Source organism: Chloroflexota bacterium, assembly GCA_014360905.1.
GTDB lineage: Bacteria > Chloroflexota > Anaerolineae > UBA2200 > UBA2200 > JACIWX01.
Genome location: JACIWW010000009.1, coordinates 43,232 through 56,018, shown reverse-complemented (window position 1 = coordinate 56,018; position 12,787 = coordinate 43,232). Strand labels below are relative to the sequence as shown.

The 12,787-nt window shown below is 56.8% G+C and carries 12 protein-coding genes; 5 read left to right on the top strand and 7 right to left on the bottom strand.

The genetic code is table 11. The features are described from left to right. Positions 1-57: 57 nt before the first annotated feature. Entirely contained in the window at positions 58-2,310 is a 2,253-nt protein-coding gene (locus H5T67_05615) for a S8 family serine peptidase (GenBank protein ID MBC7244795.1), read from the bottom strand. Between the two features lie 156 nt (positions 2,311-2,466). Here H5T67_05615 and H5T67_05610 point away from each other — a divergent pair, with 156 nt between their 5' ends. Further along, on the top strand, positions 2,467-3,636 hold the full coding sequence (locus H5T67_05610; GenBank protein MBC7244794.1) for a galactokinase: 1,170 nt from the start codon (positions 2,467-2,469) through the stop codon (positions 3,634-3,636). 49 nt (positions 3,637-3,685) lie between these two features. Here the strand turns inward: H5T67_05610 and H5T67_05605 are convergent, their stop codons facing one another. The 3 genes from H5T67_05605 to miaB all read right to left on the bottom strand — a co-directional run bounded on the left by H5T67_05605 (position 3,686) and on the right by miaB (position 6,358). Further along, positions 3,686-4,420, bottom strand: a complete 735-nt coding sequence (locus H5T67_05605) for an HAD family hydrolase (protein ID MBC7244793.1) — start codon at positions 4,418-4,420, stop codon at positions 3,686-3,688. A 53-nt stretch (positions 4,421-4,473) separates the two neighbouring features. Continuing rightward, positions 4,474-4,971 (bottom strand): aminoacyl-tRNA deacylase, encoded by a 498-nt coding sequence (locus H5T67_05600; protein MBC7244792.1) that lies wholly within the window; start codon positions 4,969-4,971, stop codon positions 4,474-4,476. 121 nt (positions 4,972-5,092) lie between these two features. Next, a complete protein-coding gene (miaB, locus tag H5T67_05595) occupies positions 5,093-6,358 on the bottom strand; it encodes a tRNA (N6-isopentenyl adenosine(37)-C2)-methylthiotransferase MiaB (GenBank protein ID MBC7244791.1) in 1,266 nt (421 codons plus the stop codon). Between the two features lie 118 nt (positions 6,359-6,476). Here miaB and H5T67_05590 point away from each other — a divergent pair, with 118 nt between their 5' ends. From H5T67_05590 to H5T67_05575, 4 genes are all read left to right on the top strand, one after another. Next, complete coding sequence (locus H5T67_05590) at positions 6,477-7,139, top strand: rhomboid family intramembrane serine protease (protein ID MBC7244790.1); 663 nt, start codon at positions 6,477-6,479, stop codon at positions 7,137-7,139. After that, positions 7,061-7,846 (top strand): hypothetical protein, encoded by a 786-nt coding sequence (locus tag H5T67_05585; protein ID MBC7244789.1) that lies wholly within the window; start codon positions 7,061-7,063, stop codon positions 7,844-7,846. The genes H5T67_05590 and H5T67_05585 overlap by 79 nt, the downstream gene beginning before the upstream one ends. Positions 7,847-7,929: 83 nt before the next feature. Continuing rightward, entirely contained in the window at positions 7,930-9,135 is a 1,206-nt protein-coding gene (locus tag H5T67_05580) for an FAD-binding oxidoreductase (GenBank protein MBC7244788.1), read from the top strand. A gap of 18 nt (positions 9,136-9,153) precedes the next feature. Next, positions 9,154-11,274: a PD40 domain-containing protein gene (locus H5T67_05575; GenBank protein MBC7244787.1), complete on the top strand. Its 2,121-nt coding sequence runs from the start codon at positions 9,154-9,156 to the stop codon at positions 11,272-11,274. A 39-nt stretch (positions 11,275-11,313) separates the two neighbouring features. Here the strand turns inward: H5T67_05575 and H5T67_05570 are convergent, their stop codons facing one another. The 3 genes from H5T67_05570 to H5T67_05560 form a co-directional block, all read right to left on the bottom strand. Further along, positions 11,314-11,631 (bottom strand): YggU family protein, encoded by a 318-nt coding sequence (locus H5T67_05570; GenBank protein ID MBC7244786.1) that lies wholly within the window; start codon positions 11,629-11,631, stop codon positions 11,314-11,316. Between the two features lie 62 nt (positions 11,632-11,693). Further along, entirely contained in the window at positions 11,694-11,948 is a 255-nt protein-coding gene (locus H5T67_05565; protein MBC7244785.1) for a YggT family protein, read from the bottom strand. Then, complete coding sequence (locus H5T67_05560) at positions 11,945-12,769, bottom strand: pyrroline-5-carboxylate reductase (GenBank protein MBC7244784.1); 825 nt, start codon at positions 12,767-12,769, stop codon at positions 11,945-11,947. The genes H5T67_05565 and H5T67_05560 overlap by 4 nt, the downstream gene beginning before the upstream one ends. Positions 12,770-12,787 lie beyond the last annotated feature (18 nt).

Below are 12,787 nucleotides of genomic sequence, written 5' to 3'. Positions count from 1 at the left end.
TGAATAAACCAGGTTTTGCCCACAGGCCTGGTTTCTTTGCTCATCTGCCCAATAGGGTCAAAATCCGCGCATGATCAGGGGCAGGAAGAGACGGGCACGTGGAGTGGGCGTGATGGTGGGAGTCAGCGTAGGGGTAGGTGTGAGCGTGGGCGTTGGGATGGCGTTCAATGCGGCAAAGACGTCCAGTTTGCCATAGCCCCAGTTTTCGTTTCTGACGCCGGTGTAGGCGTCTTGCCGTGCTGTGCTCTGCAGCAGTTGCATCATCTGCGCCGAACCGAGTGATAGGTTCTTCTGCAGCAGGAGAGCAACGGCTCCGGCGACGTGGGGGGCTGCTGCGCTTGTTCCACCGAACCAGGCGTATTGTCCGAAGGTTGCACCGGCAACGTCTTTGGAACTGGCACAGGCGATGTCCGAATAGTGCCCGGGAGCAGCTACATCCATAATCCATTCGCCATCAATGCGCGGACCTCGGCTGCTGAAGGGGGACAATGCCCCGGGAAGGGTGGTGCCTTCTCTAGCGCGCGTGCTGTAGGAGGCTACAGTGATGGCGCTGTTTGCAGTTCCTGGTGAGGTCACCGTGCACGTTGCATCCACGTAGTCTAGGAAGGTGATGCCGCCTTCCCAGTTGGAGACGTCATCTGCTACGTAGGCATGGACATTGACCCAAGAGGTGGTATGGTTTCGCAGGCGCAAGGTCCAGTTACCTGATGCAATATAGGTGTTACTGCGTTGTATCCAGATGTCGAAGCGAGAGGTAGCGGTAGAGCGATCGCACGCACTGTAGATGTAGTGGCCATCGGCGAGCACGAAGGTGCTATTCCCTGGCAGGGGCACGGTGGTGCCGGACGGTGTAACAAGTTGCACGCTCACTGCATCCAGTGGAGCACGCCAAAGGATGCTTAGGTAGGCTTCCTTCAAGCCCAGACCAGGAGGGACGGCGAAGCGTATATTATCTTGTGCAGTGCCACTCAGAATGCGCTGTGCATGTTTGCGGCTTTCAGCGAGATTGCCAGCAGCCGCGACCTGGATGATGCCCTTGGCTGCTTCAATATCGAGCGCTCGCTCTAGATTGGACGAACCATCCATGAATTCCTGAATCCAACTGCCAAATGCATAGAGCATGACCTGAGCGCCATTTTCCTCAGCCCACTGGATGTAGGTGTTGTGGTCGTTCTTCTCCCGATTCGCCATCAGCAGCTTGGCATCCGGCGCTACGCCGACGTAGCGACGCAATCCGGGAATGCCGCCCGACAAGATGCTGCATACTTGGGTGCCATGGCCATCCCGGTCAGGCGGGGCTTCGATTAGGTTTACACCACGGGTGTATTCGCTGCCGTTTGGGCCAAGCACTTTTTGTACTTTGCAGGAGCCCAAGGCGAGCAACACCTCTCCGATGTCTACTGTGCCGTTGCCGTTGCTGTCGTTGAGCAAGAAGAGGCGTTCGCCATAGGTTGGGTCGCTCTCCACAAACCCGCGCAAGGGGCCAAAATCCCTTTGGCTATTGCCGTTGGCATCGTTGTACAGCCAGTCTGTGGCAGCGTGAAAGGTGCTATCGTTGGTACCGGGGATGTTGTCGCTTGAGAAAGAGGCGGCGTCCACGAAATTGAGCAGTTCTATAGCCTCCGCTGAACCATTGCGGTTGAGGTCAACCGCATCAACACCAGGATCGAAGGCTCCATTGCTGTTCACATCCAGCCAGGAATATGTCCCGCCATCGGCGCGCCACAGGTCAGGGTGAAAGAAGTCCACCCCCGTATCGAAAACGGCGATGGTAACTCCGCGGCCGGTCAATGGCCAACCACTGGCGTCGAGCAAATTCCAAACTTGATTGGCGCGGATCTCGGGAATGCTCACGTCCAGTGCAGATGCGACGGCGGGTTTCCAGGTGGAATCTACGCGCTCCACTCCCGGCCACGTAGCCAGTCGCTCCAGCGCATCCCAAGGCACGCGTGCTCCGTATATCGTGCCGATGCGAGCGATTTTGCCCTGCGCACGTGCGAACTCAACACCGAGTTGCTTCTCCATCTGCGCTAGGTTGGGTTGCCAAAGACCGGAGCGGAAGCGGATGCTCACTTCCACCTTTTCGGACTGCAGGAGGTCGCGCAGGCGAGGTGGGGCATTCCCTGCGGCACGCATGGAGCGTAGCAAGCGCAGCGTGGAGTCCAGGACGTAGTGGTCTTCGGGCTCTTGGGCATGGAGCAGCGGAGACGCAACGCTGCCAAGCAGGACCAGGATGAACAAAAGGATCGGATACAGCCTGCTGGGCTGCCAGTGCGGGATATTTCGCTGAATCAGAGGTCTAGAATTCACGCGGCTCTTATCCATGGGCAAGTGTATTCTAACTGTAAACTGGATACTGTCCAAATGGTGGGCAGGGTCGTGACGAATAGACATACTTGCCATTCTATCATCGCTGTGGTATGCTTTGCGGCAGGCACAGGCCATTGCAGGAGGAGGCATTGCGGCATGAGCGTACAAGATCTCTACCGAGAGGTGCAGGAGGCTTTTGCACGGCGTTTTCCTGGCGCACCACCGCGCATTTTTCAGGCGCCAGGTCGGGTCAATCTCATTGGCGAACACACCGATTACAACGATGGCTTTGTGTTGCCGGTGGCCATTGACCGCCAAGTAGTGCTCGCGGCGCGGGCGCGGGAGGATCGGCAGGTCAGGCTGTGGTCGCTCCATTTCCAACAGGGCAGCGAGTTCTCGCTGGACGACATTGTGCCTGAGCCGTCTGCGCCCTGGAGCAATTATGTGCGCGGAGTGGCTTTGATGCTGCAGCGAGATGGCTTTGCGCTGCGAGGCATGGATGCCGTAGTTGCGGGGAATGTGCCGATTGGTTCTGGGCTTTCCTCTTCGGCCGCCATCGAGGTGGCTACGGCGGTAACTTTTCGCGACCTGTGCCATTTGGACATCGCGCCAGTGGCATTGGCTTTGCTCTGTCAACGAGCGGAGAACGAGTTCGTAGGCATGAAATGTGGCATCATGGATCAGTTCATTGCAGTGTTGGGACAGCGCAACCATGCCCTGCTGATCGATTGCCGCAGCCTGGGCTACGAGTTAGTGCCCCTGCCAGCGAGGGTTGCGATAGTGGTTTGCGATACGATGAAGCGCCGCGGCCTGGTGGATTCAGAGTACAATGCACGGCGGCAGGAATGCGAGCAGGGCGTGGCCATCTTGAGGCAGTATTTGCCCAGGATAAAGGCATTGCGGGATGTGAGCAGCCAGGACCTGGCACGCTATGGTCAGTCTTTGCCGCCCGTTGTGCGCAAGCGCTGTGCCCATGTAGTTAGCGAAAACGAGCGCACGCTGCAAGCTGTCGCCGTGCTGCGGGCAGGGCGAGTGGCAGAATTCGGTCGGCTGATGGATCAATCCCATGTCAGCCTGCGCAACGACTATGAGGTGAGTTGCCGAGAATTGGACTGCATGGTCGAGTTAGCCCATGCAACCCCGGGCTGCCTGGGAGCGCGGATGACCGGCGCAGGCTTTGGGGGATGCACGGTGAATCTGGTGCGAACGGAAGCAACGGCGGCCTTTGCACAGCAGGTGGCAGAGGGTTATCGGAAAGAAATGGGAGTGATGCCGGAGATTTACGTGTGCGAGGCTAGCGCAGGGGCAGGTAGCCTCGCATCCTGATCCCAGCTTCGCCCTCAGCCCTTCTCTCCGGAAAGGACGGGGAGTGGCTTTAGAGTTCGATTTCGGCGACTGAAGGAAGGATGTGGGTAGGGCGGTAGGGGTAGCGGTCTATGTCCTCGCGTTTGGTGACGCCGCTCAGAACGAGGATGGTTTCCATGCCGCTCTCGATGCCAGCGATAATGTCCGTGTCCATGCGGTCGCCAACCATGATGGTGTTTTCGGAGTGTTCCTGCAGGTAGCGCAGGGCGTTGCGCATCATTAATGGATTCGGCTTGCCGATGAAGTAGGGCTGGACGCCTGTTGCTTTCTCGATAACGGCAGCCATGGCGCCACAGGCAGGAGCGATGCCTCCCTCGGCTGGGCCACTGACGTCTGGGTTCGTGGCGATAAAGCGTGCTCCTGCAGCGACCAAGCGCACCGCTTGCGTGATTTTGTCATAACTATAGGCGGTCGTCTCGCCCAACACGACATAATCTGGGTTGTGCTCAGTGAGGATGTAGCCAATCTCGTGCAAGGCGCTGGTCAGTCCGCTTTCGCCGATGACGAAGGCAGTGCCCCTGGGACGCTGTGAGTGCAGGAATTGCGCCGTGGCCATGGCCGAGGTGAAGAACCGCTTGGCAGGGATGTTGAGCCCCAGTGCTTGCAGGCGATGCTGCAGGTCTAGCGGGGTGTAAATGGGGTTGTTGGTCAGGATGAGGAATTTGTGTCCACGGCTGATGAGTCGGTTAATAAAATCTTCGGCCCCGGGAATCACGGTATTCCCTGAGACGATGACGCCATCCATATCAATAATATAACTCTTGAGCGGAGCCTTCCTTCTCATACTGGATGCCCTACTCATAGCGTTACCTCCTTTTCTTCCCCCAATTCTTCCAGGTTGACCAGGCGTGCCCCGGTGACCTGGAGCAGATCACGGGGGCTCAAACTGAGATTAATGCCACGACAGCCAGCACTGATACACACTTTGGACAAGCCCAGGATCGCAGCATCAGCGTAGATCTCAAAGCCCTTGTGCAGGAGGCTGAGTGCCGAGATGCCTCCCACTTGGAGCCCGGTGAGCGCTTCTGCTTCTCTGTGCGTCGCCATGCGTAATTTTTTCTCCCCGACCTGCTTGGCCAGCAGTTTCAAATCCAAGGACTTGTCTCCGGGTACCATGACCAACAAGGGGCGTCCCCGTTCCCGGACGACTACGAGCGTCTTGTACACTTGGCTGACTGGCAGGTGGAGGACTTGAGCTACTTCCTCGGCGGAACGGATCTCGGGCGAGAATTCATGCGCCTCGTAAGGGATCTTTCTCGCTTCCAAAAAGCGCATGGAGTTGGTTTTCTGTTTCATAGCCGGCTCTGACCTCCGTTGCATTGCCCGAGCAGTAGGCATGGCTTTTTCAACTACTGGATTATATCGGAAGCAGAAAGCAGGTGCAAATGGGAAAGAAACCTGGTTTTCTTGGGTAGCGCTAGCGCACAATCCTGCCCAGGAGGGACCAGGGGCCAGTATGCGTGATCTCCACCGTTACCAACTGGCCACGGCGGTCAGCAGCGTCCGCGAAAAAAACTAACTTATTGGTTACAGTGCGCCCTCTCCATCGGCCACGATGCTGTTCCTCGACCAGCACTTCTACGCATTGTCCCAGCAGGGCAGCGTTGATTTCGCTGGAGATTTGGGTCTGCAGTTCTTCCAGCAAAGCGCGCCGTCTTTCTTTTTCCTCGGGCGGCACGTCATCGGGCAAGCGTGCGGCGGGCGTCCCCGGTCGTGGGGAATACTTGGCGATATGCACGGCGTCAAAGCGCAAAGACGCTATCAGATCGCAAGTGGCTTGGAATTGTGCGTTGCTTTCGCCGGGGAAACCCACGATGACATCGGTGGCGATGCTGCAGCTTGGTATACGCTCACGAATGGCGGCGATCAGGCTACGGTATTGCGCCACTGTGTAGTGGCGACCCATGCGTTGCAGGATGAGGTCGTCACCGGACTGCACGGGCAGTTCAAAATGGGGGCAGACCTTGGCGGAATTGGCCACGGTTTCGATCAATTTCTGGCTCATGTCGCCGGGATGGGAGGTGAGAAAGCGGATGCGCCAGAGTTCTGGTATTTCTTCGAGGGCAACGAGGACATCGGCCAAATCTGGTGCACCAGGAGGCAGATCCTGTCCATAGGCATCCACGTTTTGTCCCAGTAGGGAGACCTCGCGCACGCCATTTTGCACCAGCCCGCATACCTCGGCGACAATCTCCGGCAGGAGGCGGCTGCGTTGTCTGCCACGGCGCAGGCGCACGATGCAGTAGGTGCAGTGGTGGTCGCAGCCATAGGAGATAGGGACGTAGGCGCAAACCGGCAGAGCAAGGGGATATGCCTGTGGCTCTGGTACGGCAGCCAGGGACTGGCGGGCGAATTGGAGCAGCCCCTCGATGTCCGAGGGTTTGAAGAAGGCGTCCACGTAGGGGAAGCGAGCAGACAGGGTTTGTTCGTTGTCGACGAAGCAGCCCATGACCACGATACAAGCGCGCGGGTTGCTGCGCCGCAGGTGCTTCAGGGAACTCAACCGACCAACCACTTTATCTTCAGCGCTTTGGCGCACGACGCAGGTAAGCAGGATCACCAAGTCTGCTTCGGTGGGTTGTGGGATTGGACTGAATCCCATCTCCGCTAAGCCATGTTCAATGCGCATGGCGTCGGAATCGTTCATCTGGCAGCCGATGGTCCAGAGATAGTAGCGTTTCATAGAGCGTAATTTAGCGGGGGTTAGGCGATTTGTCAAGAGTTAGTTCGGTAGCATTGTTTTCGTTTTTTGACGCGGTTGTGGTACAATTGAGACGAAAACGGTTTTGTGGAGGATGTCCATGATTCCATTACGCGATATCAACCCCAGACGTCGCTTCCCGTTTGTTACGCTTGGCATTATCTTCTTCAATGTGCTGGTCTTTCTCTATGAGTTCACGTTGCCCTCTGCCAGAGCACTTGAGGCGCTGGTTAATACCTGGGGTTTGGTGCCCTATCGGTTGGCCCAGCTCGATTTCACTGCGATTCTGACCGTGTTCACTTCCATGTTTCTGCATGGAGGTTTCATGCATCTGGCAGGCAACATGCTCTATCTGTGGATCTTTGGCGACAATATCGAGGCAGCGCTTGGGCCTTTGCGCTTTCTGATTTTCTACCTGTTGTGTGGCGTGGGAGCGGCTGTGGGGCAGGTGCTGATGGATACGACTTCCACGGTTCCCATGGTTGGGGCAAGCGGTGCTATCTCGGGAGTGCTGGGGGCTTATTTGATGCTCTATCCCCATGCAGAGGTTGAGACATTGATCCTGTTTGGGTACTTCATGCGCCTGGTCAGGATGCCAGCGTTGATCGTGCTTGGATTGTGGATTGTGACGCAGTTGCTGAGCGGGGTCTTGTCCCTGGGCATGCAAGCCACAGGAGGCGTGGCGTGGTTTGCGCATATCGGGGGATTCCTTGCTGGCGTGGCGTTGGTGGGTTTGTTCAGACGAAAGCGGTGGTGGGAATAATGGTCAAAGCGGGGCATACGCTGTACCAATTGCAACTTCTGGACACGGAGCTTGCTGAGCGATCGAGCAAACTGCGCGAGGCCGAGGCAATGCTTGGGGAGAGCGCAGAACTGATTGCGACACGCAAGGCTTATGAACAGGCGAATCAAGAATTGGGCAATTGGCGCAGCCGGCTCCGCGATTTGGAGTTCGACCTGCATCGGCTTACCGAGAAACTCGCTGCAACCGAACAGCGTTTGTACGGAGGGCAGGTGACCAATCCCAAAGAGCTGCGTGGGCTGCAGCAGGATCAAGAAAACCTGAAGCGTGCGCAGCAAAAGTTGGAGGACGATGTCCTGGTGGCCATGACCCGCGTTGACGATTTGGAGAAGCAAGTTCGTGAATCGCAAGCACGATGGAAAGCGGTTGAGGCTAAGTGGCAGGCGGATCAAGAGCACTTGTCGCAGCAAATTAAGCAGTTGCGCGGCAGGATCGCCACAGCGAAGAAACAGCGGGCAACGCTGATAGCATGCCTGGAGCCGGCTACGCGTGCACTGTACGAGGAATTGCTGCGCAAGAAGGGTGGACGGGCAGTTGTCTTGATGGTGGATCAGATGTGCCAGGGCTGCCGTGTGATGGTACCAACCAGCAAAGCACAAATAGTGCGGCGGGGTCAGGAGTTGGTCACCTGCACGAATTGTGGGCGAATCCTGGTTGTGGAAGGATGAAATCAAGCCAGCAGAAAAGCCTGGCTTGTTGGTAAATCCCGGTTCATTTACGACGGGGTAAATGATTACGTGGAGGTAAAAAGATGCATCGAATCATTGTGCCGCAGAAAGATGAATTTCCGCGTTCAGCGGATGTCGTCGTCATTGGTGGGGGGATCATTGGTTGTGCGACGGCGTTCTATGCCACTCGGGCAGGGTTTGATACCGTGGTTCTGGAACGCAGGGATGGCCTTGGGACATTGACTACGGCGGCCTCGGAAGAGTGCTTCCGGGCGCAGTTTGATGAGCCTGAGAACGTGAAAATGATGCAGGAAAGCATCGCAGTGTTCGAGAATTTTCCCGATGTGGTGGGCGTCCCGGATTGCGACATCCATATTCATCAGCAAGGCTATCTGTTCTTGACCATGGAAGAGCACAGGGTGGAATTGCTGAGGAAACGGGTGGAGCATCAACACCGCATCGGGTTGCTGGATGTGGAGTTTCTCGAAGGGGACGAGGTGAGACGACGGTTTCCTTACGTAGGGCCTGATGTGTTGGCAGCGACTTTTCGGGCCAAGGATGGATGGCTATCCGCTCATGAATTGACCTATGGTTTTGCCAAGGGCAGCAGCGCATTTTTTGCCCTGCGCACAGAGGCTACAGGCATTCGCTTGGATGGGCAGGGGGTGGCAGCGGTGATGACAACGCGTGGAGAAATCGCAACTCGTTGCGCCGTGATTGCCGCTGGGCCATTTTCGGGGGTCGTGGCTTCCTGGGTGGGGTTACAGCTACCCCTGACCAACCTGCGCCGGCAGAAGGTCGTGATAGGGAATCTCCCTATTGTGCCGCGCGATGCCCCGATGCACATTGATGCGGATATGGGGCCCTATTGGCGGCCAGAGGTGGGAGGGGCAGCGCTGGGTTGGGCCTTGCCTGAAGAGCCGAGCGAACCGATGGAGCAGGTGCCTACAGATTGGACATTTCCGGCTGTTGTCCTGGACGGCGTATCCCGACTTGTGCCGTTTTGGCAGGAGGTGGCCGAGAAGTTGACGCGCGAGAATGTGTTCCTGAGCGCAGGGCAATACACTTGTACACCGGACAACAAGCCGATTATCGGGCCATGCCCAGACATTCCTGGGTTGTATTTCAACCTTGGGTATGCCGGACATGGCATCATGGCCAGCGCAGGTGGGGCAAGGCTGCTGGTGGATCTGATCCTCGATCCTGCTGCCAATGCCCGAAACCCCTTCCGCTACGAGCGATTTATCGAGGAAGGCACGTGCATTTCTGCAGAGTGCATGATCATTTGAACCCGTGATAGGATGATGATGGCTTTAGGCAATCCATACGTTGTGGAACGCCCGCTGACGGAGGGTGACCTCTCTGTTGGTCGCTACGAGGCATTGGCGGGAGTCGTACAGACGCTGAAAAGGGGACGGCGGCTTGTCCTGGTCTATGGACCGACGCGTATGGGCCGGACCTCTTTTCTTTGGCAGTTGGCCAAGGAACTGGCTCCTGATTTCGTCCCGGTATACGTGAATCTGAGTTGGCCCAAGGATGGCAGTGCAGAGAAGGCGATCCAGGAATTCCGGGCTAAGGTGGAGGGGGAACTGGGCAAAGCGTCGGAGCAGGCGGCTCTTGGCTCGTCCGATGGTGGCAATGGAAGCGCGACAGGAGAAGGCGCTGTTCCCTCTTCCAGTGCCATGCAGGGGCGCAAAGTAGTGATCCTGACCGATGGCCTGTCCGTGGTTGACCTGAGCGGCGAGGCGGGCATGGAGTGGGTAGCGCGTTGGCAGGAGTGGATGAATGCCATGCCCGCTCTGCATTGTGTCCTAGCCATCGAGGGAGTCAGGCCAGAGGCCGGGGTCTTTAACAATGTGGCGTTGTCGTCGTTGCCCTCGTTTGAGTTAGAGGGGCTGAGTTTGGATGAAACCGAGAGGTTGCTGCTGAAGCCAGTCCAAAGCCAGATGAGCTATGAGTTTGAGGCAGCGCGTCGCATCTGGCAATTGACTTCAGGCCATCCTTATTTTGTGCAGCTCTTTGGTTATGTGCTGTTTGAGGCTCGTTCAGGCAGAGGGCGTTTGGGATTGCACGACGTGGAAAAGGCTATACCGGATGTGCTGGCTGCTGGCGAGGCAGTCATGAAGCGCATGTGGGAGAGTTGCTCGCCCGAAGCCAAGATTCTAGTCGCTCTTGCAAACGAGTTGCGAGGGCGTCACGGGGTTGTCATGCAACGAGATTGGCACGATGCGGCCCAACAAAAGGGATTGGAATTGTCTGATGCGGTGTTCGAAAGGGGTGTGGCTGAGCTATTGGCCAGGGGTATCCTGCAGCGTCTTAGCGCGGACAGTTACCGCTTCAGTTTAGATTTGTTTCGCCTCTGGATAGGCAAGGAGAAAACATATCCGCTGCTTTTGACAGGGAAGGGAAGGCAATTCACCTTGGCGGCGCGGCGTTCCGGTCCCTGGCCTGCTTTCCAATGGAGCACCATTGCATTATGGCTGGCTGGTTTGGCACTGGTGATCGGTGTGGTTATGTTGTGGAACATGCGCGGTACGGCTGAGCGGATGATTATGGGAACGTCGCCCACCGCTACTCCTCTTCCATTCGCCACGCGCGCCACTTTGGAGATTGGACCTGCTTTGGAACGCATTGCCTACATGGCCAAGAGCAATCCAGATGCAACGTGGGACATCTGGGTGATGCGTGGGGATGGGTCCGATCCCCGGTGTTTGACCGATGACCCAGCGAACGATATGGCTCCGACCTGGTCGCCGGATGGCAAATACATTGCCTTCGTTTCGGATCGGGAGGGCAACAAGGAAATCTATGTGATGAAGGCAGATGGCACGCAGCAGGTCAACCTCACGCAACATCCCTCCGAGGATTGGACGCCTTCCTGGTCGCCAGACGGGAAGCACATCGCCTTTGCTTCCTATCGCGATGGCAACTGGGAGATCTATGTCATGGAGGCTGATGGGTCAAATGTGCAGCGTTTGACGCGGAACACGGCAGCGGACTATGCGCCATGCTGGTCTCCAGATGGGCAAAAGATCGCCTTCCAATCGAACCGCGATGGCAATTGGGAGATTTATGTGATGAACCGCGATGGCTCAGGATTGCAACGCCTCACGGAGGACGAAGCCACGGATTCTTCTCCAGCCTGGTCTCCGGATGGGACTCTGATTGCATTCGAGAGCTACCGCGATGGCAACATGGAAATCTACCTCATGTCCCTCGATGGTTCGGAGCAGCGCAATATCACCAACGACCCCTACTCAAACGAGCACGGGCCAGCGTGGGCCAGGCGTGGCACGAGGCTATTGTACTACTCCAGCCGCGATGGAGGGTGGGATATCTTCTCCATCAGACCGGATGGGACGGAGAAGGACAACCTGACGCTGAGCCCTGCTTTGGAGCAAAGGCCGGTTTGGAATGAGAAGGGATAAGATGTAAAAACGGAAAACGGAAGGCGTGAGGTAGGTGGGTCAGTGGGGGAGGTTTGGGATTAGTTTTTGCTGGACCTGATCTTTGGTCAGGTTGGAGATGACCAGGAGTTTGTGTCTGGAGGTTTGTCCGGAGAGGATTTTTACCTGACGTCGGGGGATGTCCAGCACCTGCGCCATAAAGGCAAGCAGGGCAGCATTGGCGGCGCCTTCCACGGGTGGCGCCTTTAGGCGTATGCGCAGCGCATTGCCATATGTGCCAGCGATTTCATCCCTGGGCGAGCGTGGCACCACGTGAACGGCCACGATGACGCCTTGTTGGCTTTCGCGAATGATTTGCCCTAGAGTCTCCTTGCTCATTGTGAGCGTCCTGCCCATATGGTTCATGCTTCGCTGTGTTCAGCATGAGAGGTGAGCAGCGCTCAAAAGATGAGCGAAGTGATGAAACGCTGCAGCAACTCGAGTAGGACGAGTGCTATGATGGGCGTGACGTCCAGGCCGGCAACAGGCGGGATCAAACGCCGCAAGGGAACCAGGATTGGTTCTGTGATCTGATAGACGAGCCGCACGAGCACATTGCTTGGATCAGCATTGATCCAAGAAAAGAGCACACGCAGGAGAATGGCCAAGTCAAGCACCCAGAAGACCATGTTTATGAGGCGATATAGGCTTATCATGCTTCGTTCACTCCTCCCAAAATGCGTGATTTCTGGTAAGCAGCCCACACAGCACGCGATACGACGGTGCGCAACCCGCCTTTCTCCAGTTGGTATAGTGCTTCGGCTGAGGTTCCGCCCGGAGAAGTAACCATGTTCCTCAGTTCAGCAGGATGCATTTGCGACATTTTAGCAAATAGCGCTGAGCCTAGGACCGTCTGTTGTACGAGTTGCTGAGCAACACGCCGCGAAAAGCCAAGGTGCACACCGGCGTCTATAAGCGCCTCCATGAACAGGAAGACATAAGCAGGGCCAGTGCCACTGAGGGCGGTGGCCATATCCAAGTAGTCCTCATCTTCGACATACAGTTCTTCGCCTAGTGCAGCAAGGATGGATCGTGCCTGAGCCCGCTGCTCTGCGCTGACCTGTTGTGAGGCGGTCCAGACTGTCATGCCCGCTCCTACTTGCGCCGGAGTATTGGGCATGGAACGCACAATGGCATCGTGGGATAGCCCACACCGAATGGTATTGATCCTGGCTCCCGCGACGATGGACAACACAAGGCTTCTGGGTGGGATATGCCCTTGCAGTTCTCCGAGGACTTTGGGCAAAACCTGGGGTTTGACCGACAGAATAACGATGTCCGCTTGTGCGGCGGCTTCTCGGTTGGCAGTGGTTCCTCTTATGCCGTAGCGTTCCTGGAGTTCACGGCCACGCTCTGCACGCGGGCCGCTGGCGATGATGCGGTCAGGCGAGAGCAACTTCTGGGTCAAGATTCCTTTGATCATGGCCTCAGCCATTATGCCGCTGCCGATGAAGGCGAGGTTGGAATTGTTCAGCATCTTTCTGTACCCCTATTT

Excerpts from the sequence above, each read along its gene's own strand:
- H5T67_05610 (MBC7244794.1), top strand. The coding sequence starts at position 2,467 with ATGAGCGTACAAGATCTCTACCGAGAGGTGCAGGAGGCTTTTGCACGG.
- H5T67_05565 (MBC7244785.1), bottom strand. The coding sequence starts at position 11,948 with ATGATAAGCCTATATCGCCTCATAAACATGGTCTTCTGGGTGCTTGAC.
- miaB (MBC7244791.1), bottom strand. The coding sequence starts at position 6,358 with ATGAAACGCTACTATCTCTGGACCATCGGCTGCCAGATGAACGATTCC.
- H5T67_05575 (MBC7244787.1), top strand. The coding sequence starts at position 9,154 with ATGGCTTTAGGCAATCCATACGTTGTGGAACGCCCGCTGACGGAGGGT.
- H5T67_05600 (MBC7244792.1), bottom strand. The coding sequence starts at position 4,971 with ATGAAACAGAAAACCAACTCCATGCGCTTTTTGGAAGCGAGAAAGATC.
- H5T67_05560 (MBC7244784.1), bottom strand. The coding sequence starts at position 12,769 with ATGCTGAACAATTCCAACCTCGCCTTCATCGGCAGCGGCATAATGGCT.
- H5T67_05570 (MBC7244786.1), bottom strand. The coding sequence starts at position 11,631 with ATGAGCAAGGAGACTCTAGGGCAAATCATTCGCGAAAGCCAACAAGGC.
- H5T67_05580 (MBC7244788.1), top strand. The coding sequence starts at position 7,930 with ATGCATCGAATCATTGTGCCGCAGAAAGATGAATTTCCGCGTTCAGCG.
- H5T67_05605 (MBC7244793.1), bottom strand. The coding sequence starts at position 4,420 with ATGGATGGCGTCATCGTCTCAGGGAATACCGTGATTCCCGGGGCCGAA.
- H5T67_05590 (MBC7244790.1), top strand. The coding sequence starts at position 6,477 with ATGATTCCATTACGCGATATCAACCCCAGACGTCGCTTCCCGTTTGTT.